At 67.7% G+C, this 17924-nt stretch carries 14 protein-coding genes; 6 read left to right on the top strand and 8 right to left on the bottom strand.

The window, feature by feature from the left end:
* Positions 1 to 33: 33 nt before the first annotated feature.
* The 3 genes from GNX71_RS25955 to GNX71_RS25965 form a co-directional block, all read right to left on the bottom strand.
* Positions 34 to 927 carry an SDR family oxidoreductase gene (locus GNX71_RS25955; protein WP_206175085.1) on the bottom strand — a complete coding sequence of 298 codons (894 nt, stop codon included), beginning with the start codon at positions 925 to 927 and terminating at the stop codon, positions 34 to 36.
* A gap of 61 nt (positions 928 to 988) precedes the next feature.
* Complete coding sequence (locus GNX71_RS25960) at positions 989 to 1495, bottom strand: DUF1097 domain-containing protein (RefSeq protein ID WP_206175086.1); 507 nt, start codon at positions 1493 to 1495, stop codon at positions 989 to 991.
* A gap of 30 nt (positions 1496 to 1525) precedes the next feature.
* Complete coding sequence (locus GNX71_RS25965; protein WP_206175087.1) at positions 1526 to 2269, bottom strand: SDR family oxidoreductase; 744 nt, start codon at positions 2267 to 2269, stop codon at positions 1526 to 1528.
* Positions 2270 to 2395: 126 nt separating this feature from the next.
* On the opposite strand from GNX71_RS25965, the gene GNX71_RS25970 reads away from it, so the two are divergent.
* A complete protein-coding gene (locus tag GNX71_RS25970; protein WP_206175088.1) occupies positions 2396 to 3289 on the top strand; it encodes a LysR family transcriptional regulator in 894 nt (297 codons plus the stop codon).
* Positions 3290 to 3425: 136 nt separating this feature from the next.
* On the opposite strand, the gene GNX71_RS25975 is transcribed toward GNX71_RS25970, so the two are convergent.
* Positions 3426 to 4949 (bottom strand): MFS transporter, encoded by a 1524-nt coding sequence (locus GNX71_RS25975; protein WP_206175089.1) that lies wholly within the window; start codon positions 4947 to 4949, stop codon positions 3426 to 3428.
* Positions 4950 to 5059: 110 nt separating this feature from the next.
* Between GNX71_RS25975 and GNX71_RS25980 the strand changes: the two genes are divergently transcribed.
* On the top strand, positions 5060 to 5956 hold the full coding sequence (locus tag GNX71_RS25980; protein WP_206175090.1) for a LysR family transcriptional regulator: 897 nt from the start codon (positions 5060 to 5062) through the stop codon (positions 5954 to 5956).
* Here GNX71_RS25980 and GNX71_RS25985 read toward each other — a convergent pair.
* The 4 genes from GNX71_RS25985 to GNX71_RS26000 form a co-directional block, all read right to left on the bottom strand.
* Complete coding sequence (locus tag GNX71_RS25985) at positions 5928 to 7409, bottom strand: AAA family ATPase (protein ID WP_206175091.1); 1482 nt, start codon at positions 7407 to 7409, stop codon at positions 5928 to 5930. The genes GNX71_RS25980 and GNX71_RS25985 overlap by 29 nt on opposite strands.
* Before the next feature lie 116 nt (positions 7410 to 7525).
* Positions 7526 to 8713: a PLP-dependent aspartate aminotransferase family protein gene (locus GNX71_RS25990; RefSeq protein WP_206175092.1), complete on the bottom strand. Its 1188-nt coding sequence runs from the start codon at positions 8711 to 8713 to the stop codon at positions 7526 to 7528.
* Complete coding sequence (locus tag GNX71_RS25995; RefSeq protein ID WP_206175093.1) at positions 8710 to 10092, bottom strand: cystathionine beta-synthase; 1383 nt, start codon at positions 10090 to 10092, stop codon at positions 8710 to 8712. Before GNX71_RS25995 ends, GNX71_RS25990 begins: the two co-directional genes overlap by 4 nt.
* Positions 10093 to 10143: 51 nt before the next feature.
* Positions 10144 to 12660 carry an FtsX-like permease family protein gene (locus GNX71_RS26000; protein WP_206175094.1) on the bottom strand — a complete coding sequence of 839 codons (2517 nt, stop codon included), beginning with the start codon at positions 12658 to 12660 and terminating at the stop codon, positions 10144 to 10146.
* 192 nt (positions 12661 to 12852) lie between these two features.
* Between GNX71_RS26000 and GNX71_RS26005 the strand changes: the two genes are divergently transcribed.
* The 4 genes from GNX71_RS26005 (at position 12853) to GNX71_RS26020 (ending at position 17919) form a co-directional block, all read left to right on the top strand.
* Positions 12853 to 13143, top strand: a complete 291-nt coding sequence (locus GNX71_RS26005; RefSeq protein WP_206175095.1) for a hypothetical protein — start codon at positions 12853 to 12855, stop codon at positions 13141 to 13143.
* 89 nt (positions 13144 to 13232) lie between these two features.
* Positions 13233 to 16310 (top strand): formate dehydrogenase-N subunit alpha, encoded by a 3078-nt coding sequence (fdnG, locus tag GNX71_RS26010; RefSeq protein WP_206175096.1) that lies wholly within the window; start codon positions 13233 to 13235, stop codon positions 16308 to 16310.
* A 3-nt stretch (positions 16311 to 16313) separates the two neighbouring features.
* Entirely contained in the window at positions 16314 to 17285 is a 972-nt protein-coding gene (gene fdxH / locus GNX71_RS26015) for a formate dehydrogenase subunit beta (protein ID WP_206175097.1), read from the top strand.
* Between the two features lie 10 nt (positions 17286 to 17295).
* Positions 17296 to 17919 carry a formate dehydrogenase subunit gamma gene (locus GNX71_RS26020; RefSeq protein WP_206175098.1) on the top strand — a complete coding sequence of 208 codons (624 nt, stop codon included), beginning with the start codon at positions 17296 to 17298 and terminating at the stop codon, positions 17917 to 17919.
* Positions 17920 to 17924: the final 5 nt, after the last annotated feature.

Raw genomic sequence — 17924 nt, forward strand, 5'->3', positions numbered from 1 at the left:
GGACAGGAAGACCTACCGGTTCTTCGTGACGCTTCAGCGCTTGATCTTCGCTTCGAGCAGATCGCCCATGCCGATGCGGTGCGCGAAGTCGATGCGCATGCGCTCCGACACCTCGAACACTTCCTTGGCGCCGTCGCCCACGAAGTCGATCACCGAGCGCATCGGGCGCTGGCCAGCCGGCAGGCCCACGATGCGCACGATCTCGTCGGCCACGGCCTGCGGATCGGCATCGTCGGGCATCAGCGCCGAGAGGCTCTGGCCGATCCGGTCCATCACGCCGTCGTAGCGGCCGTAGGCGGCCATGGTGGCGGCGTCGGCCGGCTTGCCGGCGCTCGGGAAGTGGTCGGTGCCCTTGGTGAACGCGCCGGGCACCATGATCGAGGTCTCGATGCCGAAGCGCGCGATCTCGTAGGCCAGCGTGACAGCCAGCGAATCCATCGCCGCCTTGGCCGCGCCGTACGGGCCCATGAACGGCGGGAAGCCGCCCTTGGTGGTGCTGCTGCTGATCCACAGCATGAGGCCGGACTCTTGCTTCCGAAGGTACGGCAGCACCGCGCGGTTCACGCGCTGGGCGCCGAGCACGTTGGTGTCGAACACCTTGATGATTTCCTCGGGCGTGAAGGCCTCGGTCGGCCCGACCACGAGATGGCCGGCGTTCTGCATCACCACGTCGATGTGGCCCTGCTCGCGGACGATGGTGGCGGCGGCCGCATCGGCCGATTCCTGCGAGAGCACGTCGAGTTCGAGCGGGTGCAGCTGAAGGCCCTTGGCCGCGGCGTAGCTGCGCATTTCGGCGGCGCGGCCACTGTTGCGGCCCGCGATGTCGCGCATCGACGCGTAGACCACATGGCCGGCTTCGGCCAGCGACTGGGCGGTGAGCTTGCCGATGCCGGTGCCGGCGCCTGTGACGAGAACGATGGATTGCATGATGAAACTCCTGGATTGATTGAATGTGTGAGGACAGAAGGGAACGGAAGGGGAAAGAAATTCAATGCACGCGGCGTTGCAGCGCATGTGCCGCCCACGCAGCGAACGAACCGAGGGCCACTGCACCGGCCAGCGTGCCGAACAGCGAGAGCGAAGGCGGCTGGTGAATCGCGAAGAACGCGATCAGGCCGAGGAAGTAGCACAGCAGGTTGTTGAAGCGCGGCACACCGCGCAGCGACACCACGACGAGCGCCACCACCAGCACGGCGAGCGGCAGCGCCGCCGCGCCGATCACCGGCGCCAGCGCGCCGATGGCCACTGCCGCACCCTTGCCGATGAGCACGCCCAGGCTCACGCAGACGAGGTTGAACACGCCATCGCGCGCGGTGGCGCCGCGGGTATAGAACGCCACCCAGCCCACGAACATCGCCCAGACCGGCAGTTCGAGCACCAGGGCCAGCGCCGAGGCGGCGGCTGCGACCACGGCGGCGGCCACCGTGAAGGCCGAATAGGCGAGGCTGAAGAAGCGCGGGGCCTTGGCGGCCGTGGGCGTGGAAAGCTGGGTCATGGTGATTTCTCCTTGAGGGCTTCGGAAAAATCAGGCCACGCCGCCATTGGCGCGCAGGATCTGGCCATTGACCCAGCCCGCATCCGGGCCGGCCAGGAACGACACCACCGAGGCGATGTCCTCGGGCTGGCCCAGGCGCTGCAGCGGCGGCATCTTGGCGAAGGCCTGGATCTGTTCTTCGGTCTTGCCGTCGAGGAACAGCGAAGTGGCGATCGGGCCCGGCGCGACGGCGTTCACCGTGACATTGCGACCGCGCAGTTCCTTGGCGAACACATGCGTGAAGGCCTCGACCGCCGCCTTGGTGGCGTTGTAGATGGCGTAGCCGGGCATGTTCAGCGCGAGCGTGGTGCTTGAGAAATTGACGATGCGCCCGCCCGCGTTCAGCCGCGTGGCGGCTTCGCGCAGCGTGTTGAAGGTGCCGCGCACGTTGATGTCGAAGGTCTGGTCGTAGAGCGCGTCGGTGTGGTCGGCCAGCGGCACCGTCTTGAGCACGCCGGCGTTGTTGACCAGCACGTCGACCTTGCCCAGTTGCGCTTCGACGGTGTCGAACATGGCGCGCACTTCGTCGGCGCTGGCCACGTCGGCCTTGACCGCGATGGCCTTGCCGCCGGCGGCCGTGAGTTCGGCGACCAGCGCGTCGGCCTGCGCCGAGCCCGAGGCGTAGTTGACGGCGACGGCGAAGCCGTCCTTGGAGAGGCGCTGCGCGACGGCGGCGCCGATGCCGCGCGATGCGCCGGTGACGATGGCGACTTGGGTGTTGCGGGTGGTGGTCATGGTGCGATTCCTTTGCAGTGGTGGGTTGGTGAGACGAATGATCGATCGTTCCAACCAAAAGATAATCACCTCTTAATCGCCAATACAATTCCATTTACTCAAACAATAGCCAGCAAGCGCACCCCCATGGACCGCTTCCAGGAAATGCAGGCCTTCGTGCGCATCGCCGAGCGCCAGAGCTTCACCCAGGCCTCCGAAGACCTGCAGATCCCGCGCGCCACGGTCACCACGCTCATCAAGCGCATGGAAGAGCGCATCGGCACGCGCCTCTTGGAGCGCACCACGCGCACCGTGCGGCTCACGCAGGACGGCGAGGCCTACTACCGCCGCTGCGTGCGCCTGCTGGCCGACATGGAAGAGGCCGAGGGATCGTTCCGCAACGAGGCGCCCAAGGGCCTGCTGCGCGTGAACCTGCAGGGCACGCTCGCGCGGCACTTCGTGGTGCCAGCGCTGCCCGGTTTTCTTGCGCGCTACCCCGAGCTGCAACTGCACATCGGCGAGGACGACCGGCTGGTCGACCTCGTGCGCGAAGGCATCGATTGCGTGCTGCGCGCAGGCACGCTGCAGGATTCATCGATGGTCGGGCGGCGCGTCGCGCTGCTGCCGCAGGTGACGGTCGCGAGCCCCGAGTACCTCGCGAAGTACGGCGAGCCGGAGAACATGGAAGCGCTGGCCTCGCACCGCGCGGTCAACTACATCTCCAGCGGCACGGGCAAGGTGGTGCCGCTCGAATTCACGGTCGATGGCCGGGTGACGACCGTGGACCTGCCGGCGACCGTCTCGGTGACCGGCACCGATCTCTACACGGGCTCGTCGGTCGCCGGGCTCGGGCTGGTGCAGGTGCCGCGCTACCGCGTGGCGGCCGAGTTGGCGGACGGCCGGCTGAAGGTGCTGATGGCCGATTTCGCGCCGCCGCCGATGCCGGTGTCGGTGCTCTATTCGCAGAACCGCCAGCTGTCGTCGCGAGTGCGCGTGTTCACGCAGTGGATGCGCGACATCTTCGAGGCGGCGGAGCCCTGACTCCGGATTGGCTCCCTCCCCCGCTGGGGGAGGGCTGGCGTGGGGGCACGCGGCGCATCACGCACCAGCGAGGTTGCAAAGGCTGCGTGCCCCCATCCCAGCCTTCCCCCGGGAGGGGAAGGAGCAAGACGCGCGTTCAACAGGCTGAGGACTCCAATGCCACCGCGCCCGCTTCGGCGTGCGTTTCGCCACGCAGGAACACGAACACCACCAGCGCCGTCAGCACGGTCACGCCGGCCAGCACGCACAGCAGCGTGCCGAACGCCGCGCCGTAGGCGTGCAGCAGCGCCGCGCGGTCCACGCCCGGCAGCAGGGCGAGCGCCTGCGACAGGTCGCCCGTTGTCACCCGCTGCGCCGCTTGCGATGTCGCACCGGGATGCGCCGGTAGCCGCGCCAGTTGCAGCGCGACCAGCGCCGTCAGTCCCGCCCCGACCAGCGCGAGCGCAATGCCCTCCCCCGCCACCCGCACCGTGTTGAAGATGCCCGACGCCATGCCCGCCCGCTCGCGCGGCACCACGCTCACCGCGAGCCCGTCCATCAGCCCCCAGGGCAGGCCGATGCCCGCGCCGATCAAGAGCAGCGGCCACACGATCACGTGCAGCGGCGTGCCCGGCGCGCAGTAGCTGAGCCAGAGCAACCCCACCGCGCACACCAGCAGCCCCACCGCCGAGATCACGCCCGCCGAGAACCGGTGCGCAAGCGACGCCGCGAGCGTCGGCACCACGAGGATCGGCCCCGAGAGCGCGAACATGAACACGCCCGCCTCCATCGCGCTGCGCCCTTCCAGCCCGATGAAGCGGATCGGCAGCAGCACCAGCAGTACGACAAAGCCATAGGCCGGCGCTGCAGCCAGCAGTTGCACGCCGACAAAGCGCGGAAAGCGGAACAGCGTCAGGTCGAGCATCGGATGCGCCACGCGCCGCTCGATGGCGACGAAGGCCGCGCCCATCAGTGCCGCGCCGGCCAGCGCGCCGATCACCCACGGGCTGCCCCACCCGCTGTCGGGCGCCTGCAGCACGCCGAGCGTGAGCAGCGTCAGCGCGGCAGTGAAGGTGACCGTGCCCGGCACATCGAGCCCCATCGCATGCGGATTGCTCGACTCGCGCATGCTCAGCGAGGCGAGGCACAGCGCGACAAGGCTGATCGCCCCCGGGCTCAACATCACCGACTGCCAGCCGAAGCTTTCGGCAAGCCAGCCCGAGAGGATCGAGCCGCACGACAACCCCACGCCGAAGGAGGTGCCGATGAAGCTGAACGCCCGCGTGCGCGCCGCGCCGTCGAACACCTGCGCCAGCGCCGCCGTGCCCGCCGCGAACGCGGCCGCCGAACCCAGCCCCTGCAGGGCGCGCGCGAGATCGAAGGCGACGATGCCGGGCGCGAGCGTCAGCAGCGAACTGCTGAGCGCGACCACCGCGAGCCCCATCAGGAAGACGCGCTTGCGCCCATAGGCGTCGGCCAGCGCGCCCGCCGCCATCAGCGTTGCGCCGAAGCTCAGCATGAAGGCGTTGGTCACCCAGTTCAACTGCACCGGGCTGCCGCCCAGCGCATCGCGGATCGCGGGCAGCACCACCGCCGGGCCGGTGAAGCTCAGCGGCATGCCCAGCGCCGCGAGGCAAACGGCGGCCAGCAGCCAGTTCTTGTGGTCGGAAGACGAGGACATCGAAGGCTTTCACGCAGAAGGGAAGAAGGAGGCACAGAAGATAGAAAGGAATCAATGGAATGAAAATGGCGCCATTGATCCTCACACTCCCAACCCAAGGTTGCCAATCCATGGACAGCTTCAGCGGACTCGAATCCTTCGTGCGGGCGGCCGACCTGTTGAGCTTTGCCAAGGCGGGTCGCTTGCTGGGCATCTCGGCCTCGGCCGTGGGCAAGAACGTCGCACGGCTCGAACAGCAGCTGGGCCTCAGGCTCTTCAACCGCACCACCCGGCATGTGCGGCTGACCGAGGAAGGCGCGATGTTCCACGAGCGCTGCCGCCGCATCCTCGACGAGCTCGACGATGCACGGGCCATGATGCAGGACGCGGTCGCCGCCCCGCGCGGGCGCCTCCGCGTGAGCCTGCCGACCATCGGCTACCGCTTCTTGCTGCCGATCCTGCCGGCCTTCAAGGCGCGCTTTCCCGAGATCGAACTCGACCTCGACTTCAACGACCGCCTGGTCGACGTGATCGCCGAGGGCGTGGACGTGGCGATCCGCAGCGGCGAGCTCGGCGACTCGCAGCTCGTGGCGCGCCGGCTCGGCCCGTTCAACTTCGTGCTCGTCGCCTCGCCCGCCTACCTGGCCGAACACGGCGTGCCGCAGGTGCCGGCCGACCTCGCCCAACACAGTTGCCTGCGCTACAAGTTCGTGACCGGCGGAAAGATCGAAGACTGGGACCTGCCGGGCCTGCCCACGCAACTGCCGCCCGGGCTTCTCTGCAACAACATGGAAGCCATGCTCGGCGCGGCCGTGGCCGGCCTCGGCGTGGCCTACATGCCCGACTTCCTTGCGCGCGATTCGCTCTGCCGCGGCGAGCTGCAGCGCGTGCTCGAGACGCACCTGAGTCGCCAGGGGCAGTTCTCGGCGCTGTGGTCATCGAGCCGGCAGTTGTCGCCGAAGGTGCGGGCGTTCGTGGACTTTGCGGGGGAGCACATGTTCAAGGAAGCGCTGCCTCCAGCTCGCTGACCTCGCGGGTCGGCGTCTCGGCACGCGGCACGGCCTCCTTGGGCTGCGCCTTCACAGGCTCGCTCCCCATCCGGCTCAACGCAATCGCCGCCTGCAACGGATAAAGCGTCCGCGCATCCCCCTCCGCCTTGTTGCTCACCGTCGTGCCGGCCACTTCGCTCATGCTGGCCGTGCGCACCGCATCCAGCCGATGCGTCGGCACCATGAACGGTGAATGCGTCGTGTAGACGATCTGGTTGCCGAAGTCGTGCTCGAAGTGCGCGAGCAGGTCGGCCTGCGAATGCGCGTGCAGGTGCAGGCCGGGTTCGTCCAGCAGCAGGATGGCATCGCCCGCGCCCCGGGTGTCCGCGAAGAAGGTGATGTAGAACGAGAAGAACCACTGGAAGCCGCGGCTGCGCTCGTCGAGGTTCACTTCGACCTCGTAGGCGCCGTTCGGGTCGGACACCAGCGTGTCCATGTACGGCCCGTCGAGGTTGAAGCGGACCTTGAGCTCGCGGTCCTTCCACACGCGGCGGATCTCCGACGTGACGACCGAGCCCGCGCGGTTCACGAGCTGGTTGCGCGTGGCCTGGTCGTTCTTCTCGAGCAGGTCCTGCAGTTGCTGCGGGTCGAGCCCCGCGACCTTGCAGAGCTTCTCGAAGCTGCGCTGCTCGGGCGTCGCCTGGCCCCAACCCTTGCGCACGAGGTAGTCGGCGATGTTCTGTCGGCCGGGCAGCGCGGGGTATTCGTCCACGTAGACGAAGCGCGGCAATTTTTCGAGCACCCATTGCTTCGCTTTCGCGAGCGCGGGCGTGTCGTTCGCGATCGCGCGGGCCATGTCCTCGAGCTCGACCAGCATCTGCTCCTGCTTGTCGCTGAGTTCGGCATCCTCGGCGGCCATCGCCCGGCGCAGGGCCTGCAGCGCCCTCACCGCGCCTTCCGACCATTTGATGTAGTCGGGGCTCGGGATCATCGCGGCGTCGAAGGCATCGGCCTCCTGCTCCAGCGTGGCGCGAGCGCCTTCGGCGACCTTCTCGGCCGCGGCCTTGACGGCAGGCACGATCTTGCGGACCTTGCCCTTGATGTCCGACACGTCGAGCGAGAGTTCGCCGAGGCCTTCGAAACCGGTCCAGCGTGTCGCGGCATAGCCCCGGCCGGCGGTGACGTGGCGCACATCGGATGCACGCGGAAGGATGGCCTTCAGTTCGGCGCGTTCGCCGTCGTCGAGCGCCCAGCGCGTCGCGACGACGGGCGTGTCGCCTTGGCACTCTTCAAGGCGGCGATGCCGCGGAAAGTCCTTGATCGGACTGAGTTCGATGAGGCCTTCGGCCGGGTTCAGGCTGTGCAGCGCACGCAGCAGGTTCGATTTGCCGCTGTCGTTTCGGCCGAGGATCGCAGTGATCTGCGTGGAGTCGATGGGGCCGCTGTCGTTGATCGAGCGAAAGTTGGTGATCTGGAATGACGCCAAGCGCATGTAAGGGAGTTCTCTTCGAATGAATGAATGCAGGGTCGGGGAATGTATTGCATTCCCGGCCCTCCTCTTCCCGCGAAAAGAAAAATTACCCGGCTGCGCCCCGCCGCCTCAGCTTCTCAGATCTTCTGCAGCGCCTGCTGCAGATCAGCGCGCAGGTCTTCCAGGTCTTCGACACCCACGGACAACCTGACAAGCCCGTCGCCAATGCCGAGCCGGGCGCGGGTCTCGGCCGGAATGGTGGCGTGGGTCATGATGGCCGGATGCTCGATCAGGCTCTCGACGCCGCCGAGGCTCTCGGCCAGTGCGAATATCTGCACCGCTTCGAGAAAACGCCGCGCGCCGGCGAGGTCGGTGCGCAGGTCGATCGAGATCATGCCGCCGAAGCCGTGCATCTGGCGCTTGGCCAGCTCATGCTGCGGATGCGAGGCCAGGCCCGGGTAGTGCACGCGCGCGACCTGGGGCTGGCTTTCGAGCCACTGCGCGAGCGCCAGTGCGCTGCTGCAATGCCGCTCCATGCGCAGCGCCAGGGTCTTCACCCCGCGCAGCGTGAGGAAGCTGTCGAAGGGGCTGGCGATCGCACCCACCGAGTTCTGCAGGAAACCCAGGCGCTCGCGCAACGGCTCGTGCCGCGCTTCGCGGCCGACGATGGCGATGCCGCCGATCACGTCCGAATGCCCGTTGAGGTATTTGGTGGTCGAGTGCACGACCACGTCGAAGCCGAGGTCCAGCGGACGCTGGACCCAGGGGCTCGCAAAGGTGTTGTCGGCCACGCAGAGAATGCCGCGCTCGCGGCAGATGTCGGCAATGGCCCGCAGGTCGGCCAGGCGCAGCAGCGGATTGGTCGGCGTCTCGACCCACACCATGCGCGTGTCGGGCTGCAGTGCGGCGAGCAGTTGGGCCGGATCGGTCAGGTCGACGAAGCTGAAGCGGTGGCCGGCACTGCGTGCGCGCACGCGTTCGAACAGGCGGAAGGTGCCGCCATAGACGTCGTCGCCTGAGACGATGTGCGAGTTGGCATCCAGCAGTTCGAGAGTGGTCGAGATCGCGGCCAGTCCGGAGGCGAAGGCGAAAGCCCCGGAGCCGTTTTCGAGATCGGCCACGCAGCGCTCCAGCGCCCAGCGCGTCGGATTGTGCGAGCGGCCGTAGTCCAGGCCCTTGTGCACGCCGGGGCTCTGCTGCACGTAGGTCGAGGTCGCGTAGATGGGCGGCATGATCGCGCCCGTCGTCGGGTCGGGCGACTGGCCGGCGTGGATCACGCGGGTGGCAAAGCCCTGCTGGCGGGTGTCGGAAGTGTCTTGGCTCATTTCAGTTTCCTGCGCAAGTGATTCAGAAGGTCGACACGGGTGATGAGGCCATGGAAGCCGGCCTCGTCGGCAATCATCGCCACCAGGCCGCGGTCGAGCACGGCTTCGAGCTCGCCCAGGCTGGCGTCGGCCGGCAGCGTCTCGGGCACGTCGGTCATGGCGCTGCGCACCTCCGAGCGAAAGCGGTCGGCATCGGCATGCACGCCCAGGAGCAGGTCGGACTCGTCGATCACGCCGACCAGCCGCCCGTCTTCATCGAGCACCGGCAGTTGCGACACGTCGGCCAGGCGCATGCGCTGGAAGGCCGTGAGCAGCGTGTCCCCGGGGCCGACGCTGATCACGCTGCCGTCTTCGAAGCGGCGCGAGACCACGTCGCGCAGATCGCCGAAGCGCTCGCGCGCGAGCAGCCCCTGGTCGAGCATCCACTGGTCGTTGTAGACCTTCGAGAGGTAGCGCGTGCCGGTGTCGCAGACGAAGCTCAGCACGCGCAGCGGCTTTGTCTGCTCGCGGCAGAAGCGCAGCGCCGCGGCCAGCAGCGTGCCGGTGGAAGAGCCGCCCAGGATGGCCTCGGCACGCAGCAGTTCGCGCGCGGCGCCGAAGCTCTCCTCGTCGCTGATCGAATAGGCCTTCTTCACGCCCGAGAGGTCCGCGATGGCCGGAATGAAGTCTTCGCCGATGCCCTCGACGGCCCATGAACCCGCCTCGCCGATGGCACCACTGCGCGTGTACTCCGCGACCACCGAGCCCGCGGGATCGGCCAGCACGAAAAAGAGGTCGGGCTGCACCGTGCGGAAGTAGCGCGTGAGTCCGGTGATGGTGCCGCCGGAGCCGACGCCGGCCACGATGGCATCGAGATCGTGGCCGCACTGCTGCCAGATCTCGGGGCCGGTGCTCGATGCGTGCGCGAGCGGGTTGTCGGGGTTGTTGAACTGGTCCGCGAAGAAGGCGCCCGGGATCTCCTTCGCGAGCCTTGCCGCGAAGTCCTGGTAGTACGCCGGATGGCCCTTGCCCACGTCGGAACGCGTGATGTGGACTTCGGCGCCGAGCGCCTTCAGGTGCAGCACCTTCTCGGTCGACATCTTGTCGGGCACCACCAGCACCACGCGATAGCCCTTGGCGCGCGCCACCAGTGCCAGGCCCAGCCCGGTGTTGCCGGCGGTCGCCTCGACCACCGTGCCGCCGGGGCCAAGGCGCCCATCGCGCTCGGCCGCTTCGATCATCGCGAGGCCGACGCGGTCCTTGATGGAGCCGCCGGGGTTCTGCGACTCGAGCTTGAGGAACAGGGTGCACAGGCCCGTGTCCAGCCGGGTGACCTGGACCAGCGGCGTATTGCCGATCAGGTCCAGCACCGCGGGTCGCGTCTCGGTCGTGATCGCCATGTCAGCTCCTGTTGATGCCAGTCTTGCCTTCAGCACGATCGCGGTTCAGGTTTACTCCGCCGCGCGCCTCAGCGTATCGACCACCGGCCGGCGCAGCACGTCGCGCAAACCCCACCACCCCGCCGCCAATGCCAGCACCGCGCCGGCCAGCGCACCCGCGACGGGCACGAGCGGCGATGCGGTCCAGGTGAACTCGAACACATAGCGCGCGAGGCCCCAGCCGATCACCGAGGCCACGATGCTCGCGAGAAAGCCCGCGAGCAGACCCACGCCGATCAGCTCGGCGCGCTGCACCTGCCGCAAGAGGCTCGCGCGTGCGCCCACGGCACGCATCACCGCGAACTCCCGCGCCCGCTCCTCGCGCGTGGCCGTGACCGCCGCGAACAGCACCACCAGCCCCGCGGCGAGCGTGAAGCCGAACAGGAACTCGACCGCGCGGATCACCTGGTCGAGCACGCGCTGCACCTGGTTGATGGTCGCGCTCATGTCCACGTTGGTCACGTTCGGGTAGGTGCGCACCAGCGTGTTGTCGAAGCCGCGCGTCTCGGGTGCGCGGAAGGCACCCATGTAGGTGACCGGCACGTCGGGCAGCGAGGCCACCGTGTACATCACGAAGAAGTTGGCGTGCAGCGAGCCCCAGTCGACCTTGCGCAGCGAGGTGATGCGCGCATCGTTCTGCATGCCGCCGATGTCGAAGCGCAGCGTGTCGCCGAGCTTCAGGCCCAACGTATCGGCCAGGCCTTCTTCGACGCTCACCTCGCCCGCCGCGCCGGGCTTCCAGGCGCCCGCGGTGATGCTGTTGTGCGCGGGCGCTTCCATGGCGTTGCTGAGGTTGAACTCGCGGTCCACCAGGCGCTTGGCGCGGTCTTCGGCGTAGTCGTCGGGCGTCACCGGCTTGTCGTTGACCGCGATGAGGCGACCGCGAATCATCGGGTACCAGTCGAACTTGCCCACGCCGGCATCGCGCAGCGACTTCTGGAACGCTTCGCTCTGGTCGGGCATCACGTTGATGACGAAGCGGTTCGGCGCATCGGGCGGCGTGGCCTTGCGCCAGCTCGCGACGAGGTCGGTGCGCAGCAGCACGAGCAGCACCAGTGCCAGCAGGCCGACCGCGAGCGCGCTGACCTGCACCACCGCATAGGCGGGCCGCGCCGAGATCTGCCGCGTGGCCAGCACCAACCAGCGCGGCGCGGTCGTTTCGTTGACGCTGCGGCGCAGCACCTTCACCGCGAGCCAGCTGAGCAATGCAAAAACAGCCACCGCGCCCGCGAAACCGCCGACCGCGATCAGCCCGAGCTTGATGTCGCTGCTCGCCGCCATCAGCAGCGCGGCGAAGCCCGCCACGCCGATGCCCAGCACCGCGAGCGATGCGGGCTTGAGCCCACCCACGTCGCGCCGGATCACGCGCAGCGGCGGCACGCGTGCGAGCTGCAGCACCGGCGGCAGGCCGAAGGCGAACAGCAGCGTGAGCCCCATGCCGAGGCCGAAGGCCACCGGCCACAGCGTGGCGGCGGGCAATGCGGTCTCGACCAACCCCGCCAGCAGCAGCACGAACACGTAGTGCACCGCGAAGCCGATGGCCACGCCGATGCCGCTCGCCACGACGCCGATCACCGCGAACTCGAAGGCATAGGCCATCGCGATGGTGCGCTGGCTCTGGCCGAGCACGCGCAGCATCGCGCAGTCGTCCAGGTGGCTGGCCGCGAAGCCGCGCGCGGCCAGCGCCACGGCCACGGCCGACAGCAGCGCCGCGAGCAGCGCGACGAGGCTCAGGAATTTCTCGGCGCGGTCGAGCGTCTGGCGCATCTCGGGCCGGCCGCCTTCGAAGGAGTCGAGCCGCACGCCGCGCAGCTCGCCCTTCTTGATGCTGGCCTCGGCCCAGTCGGTGAAGCGCTTCACCGCCGCATCGTTGCCCGCCACCGCGTAGCGATAGCCCACGCGGCTGGCCGGCTGCACGAGCCCGGTACGCGCCACGTCGGCCTGGTTGAGCATCACGCGCGGCGAGAAGCTCATGAAGCCGGCGCCGCGGTCGGGCTCCAGCGTGATGATGCGGCCCACGCGCAGGCTGGTGTCGCCCAGGAGCAGCGGGTCGCCGATCTTGAGACCCAGCGAATCAAGCAGCGAGGCATCGACCCACACCTCGCCGGCCGGCGGAATGTCGCGGGTGATCGCGCCCGGCCCGGTGAAAGTGGTCGATGTCTGCAGGCTGCCGCGCAACGGATAGCCCGCCGTCACCGCCTTCAATGCCACGAGCTTGCTGGCGCCGCCCTGCACATCGTCGGCCCGCGCCATGGTGGGAAAGCCGTAGGTGCTGGTGCCTTCCAGGCCCAGCGATTTAGCCTGGGCCACGAAGGCGTCGGGCGTCGGGTTGTCGCTCACGATCACCGCATCGCCGCCCAGCAGTTGCCGCGCATCGCGCTTGAGCCCGCCCTGCAGCCGGTCGGCGAAGAAGCCGACCGCCGTGAGTGCGGCCACAGCCAGCAGCACGGCGACGATCAAGAGGCGCAGCTCGCCGGCGCGCAGGTCGCGCCAGAGGGTGCGCCAGCCAAGGCGAAGGGAGTCGGTCATGGCGCGAACGATAGCCGACGCCTAAGGCCACAGGCGGATTCAAGGGTTATTGCGCCCTCCGAGCCCTTGATCGCGGCGGCATGCTGTCGCATGATGCGAAAAAAGCATCCAGTTACCGCGTCGGGGCGAGCCCGTCGGCAACAACGGAAGCCATAAAAACAGCCGGGCCGCCTTCCCCCACAAGGAGTGTCGATGTCACGATGTCAGCGCTTGCAAACCGTCGGCCTTTGCCTGGCCCTTGGTTTGCTGTTGAGTGCCTGCGATCCCAAGCCGACGACGTCGGCAGCAGGCGCTGCCTCTTCGTCCGGTGCCAGCCCCAGCGGCATCAAGCCCGCCGACTCCGGCGACAAGATCGATCCCACCTCCGCCCACAAAGGCCCGTCCGAAGGCGGCGCAGCCGTGGGCGGCATGAGCGGCCAGGGGGGCGCCTCGACGGGCGGCACGCCTGCGCCGAGCGGTGGCGACGGCACGGCACCCAAATAAAAGAGGCACCGGCCTCGTTCTCTTTCCCACGCAAAACAGAAGAAGACCACGATGAAACAACCCACTTCAGCTGTGCAGGAGGTGATGTCATGGACATAAGCCGCCGGCAATTCTTCCGCGTCAGCAGCGCGGGCCTGATCGGCTCGAGCATCGTCGCGCTCGGCTTCTCGCCGACCGCGGCGCTCGCCGAGGCGCGCAACTTCAAGCTCGCACGCACCACCGAGACGCGCAACACCTGCCCGTACTGCTCGGTGGGCTGCGGGCTCATCATGTACAGCCTGGGCGACAAGGCCAAGAACGTGGTGTCCGACATCCTCCACATCGAGGGCGATGCCGACCACCCCGTGAACCGCGGCACGCTGTGCCCCAAGGGCGCGGGCCTGCTGGACTTCGTGCACAGCCCCATGCGGCTGAAGTACCCCGAAGTGCGCGAGGCCGGCAGCACCGAGTGGAAGCGCATCGGCTGGAACGAGGCGCTGGACCGCATCGCCAAGCTGCTCAAGGCCGACCGCGACGCCAACTTCCAGACCACCAACGCCGACGGCAAGACCGTCAACCGCTGGACCAGCTCGGGCATGCTCTGCGCCTCGGCCTCGTCCAACGAAACCGGGTACATCACGCACAAGGCATTCCGCTCGACCGGAATGCTGGTGTTCGACAACCAGGCACGCGTTTGACACGGACCTACGGTGGCCAGTCTGGCCCCGACGTTCGGACGCGGTGCGATGACCAACCACTGGCAGGACATCCAGAACGCGGATGTCGTGCTGATCATGGGCGGCAATGCCGCGGAGGCGCATCCGTGCGGCTTCAAGTGGGTCATCGAGGCCAAGAAGCAGAACAAGGCGCGCCTTGTCGTGGTCGACCCGCGCTTCACGCGCTCGGCCGCCATGGCCGACTACTACGCACCGGTGCGCGCGGGCTCGGACATCGCGTTCCTCGCGGGGGTCATCAACTTCCTCTTGAGCAACGACAAGATCCAGACGGAGTACGTGCGCAACTACACCAACGCGCCGTTCATCGTCGGGCCTGACTACAAGTTCGAGGACGGCCTGTTCAGCGGCTACAACGCCGAGAAGCGCAACTACGACCCCAAGTCGTGGGGCTACGCGCTCGACGAAGCCGGCATGGCCAAGGTCGACATGACCATGCAGGACCCGCAGTGCGTGCTGCAGGTGATGAAGCGGCATTACTCGCGCTACACGCCCGAGCTGGTGAGCCGCATCACCGGCACGCCGCAGGACAAATTCCTGAAGGTCTGCGAGTACATCGCGAGCACCAGCACGCCCACGCGCACCATGACCATCATGTATGCGCTCGGCTGGACCCAGCACAGCCAGGGCTCGCAGATGATCCGCACCGGCGCCATCGTGCAGCTCCTCTTGGGCAACATCGGCGTGCCCGGCGGCGGCATGAACGCGCTGCGCGGCCACAGCAACATCCAGGGCCTCACGGACCTGGGGCTGCTGTCGAACTCGCTGCCCGGCTACATGTCGCTCGCGCGGGACAGCGAGCAGAACCTGCCCGACTACTACAAGACCCGCGCGCTGAAGGCGCTGCGTCCCAACCAGATGAGCTACTGGCAGAACTACCCCAAGTTCTTCGTCAGCATGCAGAAGTCGTGGTGGGGCGATGCGGCCACGGCCGAGAACGAGTGGGCCTTCCACTACCTGCCGAAGATCGACAAGCTCTACGACATCCTGCAGGCCTTCGAGCTCATGAACCAGGGCAAGCTCAACGGCTACATCTGCCAGGGCTTCAACCCGGTGGGCTCGTTCCCGGACAAGAAGAAGATCATCGACGGGCTCTCCAAGCTCAAGTTCCTCGTCACCATCGACCCGCTGCAGACCGAGACCAGCGAGTTCTGGCGCAACTTCGGCGAGTTCAACGACGTCAAGACCACCGACATCCAGACCACGGTGTTCCGCCTGCCATCGACCTGCTTCGCGGAGGAAGACGGCTCGCTCACCAACTCCAGCCGCTGGCTGCAGTGGCACTGGAAGGGCGCCGAGCCGCCGGGCGAAGCCAAGGGCGACATCGAGATCATCGCGGGCATCTACAACCGCATCCGCCAGGCCTACATCAAGGACGGCGGCGCCTTCCCCGATCCGATCGTCAAGCTGACCTGGCCCTACAAGATTCCGCACTCGCCCTCGGCGCAAGAGCTGGCGATGGAATACAACGGGCGCGCCCTCACCGACCTGCTCGATCCGAAGGACCCGACCAAGCCGCCGCTCGCGAAGGCCGGCGAACAGCTCTCGGGCTTCGGCCTCCTGCGCGACGACGGCTCGACCGCATCGGGCTGCTGGATCTACAGCGGCGCATGGACGCAGGCCGGCAACCAGATGGCGCGGCGCGACAACGCCGATCCGTTCGGCATCGGCATGGTGCAGAACTGGGCGTGGGCGTGGCCGGCGAACCGGCGCATCCTCTACAACGGCGCCTCGACCGACCCGGCCACCGGGAAGGCGTGGATCGCCCGGCGCAGCCTCGTCGCATGGAACGGCAAGGCCTGGGCCGGCGCCGACGTGCCCGACATCCGGCCCGATGCGAACCCGATGGAAGCCGAGGCGGTGCGTCCCTTCATCATGACGGCCGAAGGCGTGGCGCGGCTCTTCGCGCCCACCGGCATGGCCGAAGGTCCGCTGCCCGAGCACTACGAGCCCTTCGAGTCGCCGCTGGTCAACAACCTGATGCACCCGAACAACCCGAAGGCGCGCGCCAACCCCGCGGCGCGCATCTTCAAGGGCGACCTCGAGCGCCTGGGCGTGCCGAAGGACTTTCCGTACGTGGCGACCAGCTACCGGCTCACCGAGCACTTCCACTACTGGACGAAGAACGTGCGCACCTCGGCCATCATCCAGCCGCAGCAGTTCGTCGAGATCGGCGAGGAGCTCGCGAAGGACAAGGGCATCGCCAACGGCGACATGGTGAAGGTGTCGAGCAAGCGCGGCTTCATCAAGGCGGTGGCGCTGGTGACCAAGCGGATCGTGGGGCTGCAGGTCGATGGGCGCACGGTGCACACGGTGGGGCTGCCGAACCACTGGGGGTTCGTGGGCATCGCGAAGCCGGGGTATCTGGTGAACACGCTCACGCCCTTCGTGGGCGATGCGAACACGCAGACGCCCGAGTACAAGTCGTTCACCGTGAATATCGAGAAGGCATAAGCGATGTCATCCCTCCAGACCCTCGACATCGCCGCCCGCTCGGCCACGACGACACCGTCGCCCGACATCCGCCATCGCCCGCAGGTGCAGGAGGTGGCCAAGCTGATCGACGTGTCGACCTGCATCGGCTGCAAGGCCTGCCAGGTCGCGTGCATGCAGTGGAACGACCTGCGCGACGAGGTCGGCACCACGCACGGCACCTACGACAACCCGAACGACCTCACGCCGGCTTCGTGGACGGTGATGAAGTTCTCCGAGGTCGAACCCGAGGCCGGCAAGCTCGAATGGCTGATCCGCAAGGACGGCTGCATGCACTGCGACGACCCCGGGTGCCTGAAGGCCTGCCCGGCGCCGGGCGCAATCATCAAGTACAGCAACGGCATCGTCGACTTCATCAGCGAGCACTGCGTGGGCTGCGGCAACTGCGTGACGGGCTGCCCGTTCGACGTGCCGCGCATCAGCAAGGCCGACAACAAGGCCTACAAGTGCTCGCTGTGCTCCGACCGCGTGGGCGTGGGCCTGGAGCCGGCCTGCGTGAAGGCCTGCCCCACCGGCGCGCTGCACTTCGGCACCAAGGAAGACATGCACGAGTACGCCTCGGAACGCATCGTCGACCTGAAGGACCGTGGCTTCGCGAACGCCGGCGTGTATGACCCGGCCGGCGTGGGCGGCACGCACGTCATGTACGTGCTGCAGCACGCCGACCGCCCGGGCCTGTACGCCGGTCTTCCGAAAGACCCGCACATCAGCCCGCTGGTGTCGCTGTGGAAGGGCGTGGCCAAGCCGCTCGCGATGGTCGCGATGATCGGCGCGGTGGTCGGCAGCTTCTTCCACTACATGAAGACCGGGCCGATCGAGCCGAAGGACGAGCACCCCGATGCCGACGCGGATGGCAAGCCCGACGACGTGGTGGTGATCGAAGCGCCGCCAGCATCGACCGCCGCCGATCCCGTCCGCGACGCACCCCGTGCATGAGGAGAACGCGATGACCCGCTACTACCTTCGCCGCTACCGCGACGCCACCCGCATGAACCACTGGTTCGTCGCGATCATGTTCTTCGCGGCCGCGCTCTCGGGCCTGGCCTTCTTCCATCCGAGCCTGTTCTTCCTGAGCACGCTGTTCGGCGGCGGCCAGTGGACGCGCATCCTGCACCCCTTCATGGGCCTCTTGATGGTGCTGGGCTTCGTGTTCCTCTTCTTCACGATGTGGCGCGAAAACATCCTGGACCGCAGCGACCGCGAGTGGGTCAGGAACGCGCCCAAGATGCTCAAGGGCGACAAGTCGAGCATGCCGCCGGTGGGCAAGTACAACGCCGGGCAGAAGCTGGTGTTCTGGGCCTTCGGCATCAGCCTGTTGCTGCTGCTGGTGACGGGCTTCATGTTCTGGAGCCCGTGGTTCGTCGGCTTCTTCCCGATCCTCTTGCGGCGCATCGCGGTGGTCGTGCATGCGGTCTCGGCGGTGGTGCTGATCCTCTCGGTCATCACGCACATCTACGCCGCGATCTGGGTCAAGGGCACGCTGCGCGCGATGACGCGCGGCACCGTCACCGAAGGATGGGCCAAGCTCAACCATCCGTTGTGGCATCGCAAAATGACGCGCGGTGAGTGATACTG

It is taken from the genome of Variovorax sp. RKNM96 (genome assembly GCF_017161115.1).
Classification (GTDB): Bacteria; Pseudomonadota; Gammaproteobacteria; order Burkholderiales; family Burkholderiaceae_C; genus Variovorax.